Below are 1,064 nucleotides of genomic sequence, written 5' to 3' on the forward strand. Positions count from 1 at the left end.
AAGTTTATCACCACCGACTATTTGCAACAGTGCCCCGTCCGGATACTGCCAGATATCGGCGTCCAGGGAGATGTCCTGAAGCGCGGTGTCCGGAATTTCAGGTTTGTGTCTCTACAAAGACTAACTATCAGAAAAACTCATCGAGCATCAAATGAAACTGCAATTTATTCATATCAGGATTATCAATACCATATTTTTGAAAAAGCCGTTTCTGTAATGAAGGAGAAAACTCACCGAGGCAGTTCCATAGGATGGCAAGATCCTGGTATCGGTCTGCGATTCCGACTCGTCCAACATCAATACAACCTATTAATTTCCCCTCGTCAAAAATAAGGTTATCAAGTGAGAAATCACCATGAGTGACGACTGAATCCGGTGAGAATGGCAAAAGCTTATGCATTTCTTTCCAGACTTGTTCAACAGGCCAGCCATTACGCTCGTCATCAAAATCACTAGCATCAACCAAACCGTTATTCATTCGTGATTGCGCCTGAGCGAGACGAAATACGCGATCGCTGTTAAAAGGACAATTACAAACAGGAATCGAATGCAACCGGCGCAGGAACACTGCCAGCGCATCAACAATATTTTCACCTGAATCAGGATATTCTTCTAATACCTGGAATGCTGTTTTCCCGGGGATCGCAGTGGTGAGTAACCATGCATCATCAGGAGTACGGATAAAATGCTTGATGGTCGGAAGAGGCATAAATGCCGTCAGCCAGTTTAGTCTGACCATCTCATCTGTAACATCATTGGCAACGCTACCTTTGCCATGTTTCAGAAACAACTCTGGCGCATTGGGCTTCCCATACAATCGATAGATTGTCGCACCTGATTGCCCGACATTATCGCGAGCCCATCTATACCCATATAAATCAGCATCCAGGTTGGAATTTAATCGCGGCCTCGAGCAAGACGTTTCCCGTTGAATATGGCTCATAACACCCCTTGTATTACTGTTTATGTAAGCAGACAGTTTTATTGTTCATGATGATATATTTTTATCTTGTGCAATATAACATGGGTTGGCACTGTTGCAAATAGTCGGTGGTGATAAACTT

General features: G+C 43.7%; 1 protein-coding gene. It reads right to left on the reverse strand.

Translation table 11 applies throughout. From position 1 onward, the window contains the following. Window positions 1-127: 127 nt before the first annotated feature. Window positions 128-943, reverse strand: coding sequence for an aminoglycoside O-phosphotransferase APH(3')-Ia (locus tag HMPREF2820_RS03155; RefSeq protein ID WP_000018326.1), 816 nt, complete (start codon window positions 941-943; stop codon window positions 128-130). Window positions 944-1,064 lie beyond the last annotated feature (121 nt).

The organism is Corynebacterium sp. HMSC064E08 (assembly GCF_001811805.1).
Taxonomy (GTDB): domain Bacteria; phylum Actinomycetota; class Actinomycetes; order Mycobacteriales; family Mycobacteriaceae; genus Corynebacterium; species Corynebacterium jeikeium_D.

Excerpts from the sequence above, each read along its gene's own strand:
- HMPREF2820_RS03155 (WP_000018326.1), bottom strand. The coding sequence starts at position 943 with ATGAGCCATATTCAACGGGAAACGTCTTGCTCGAGGCCGCGATTAAAT.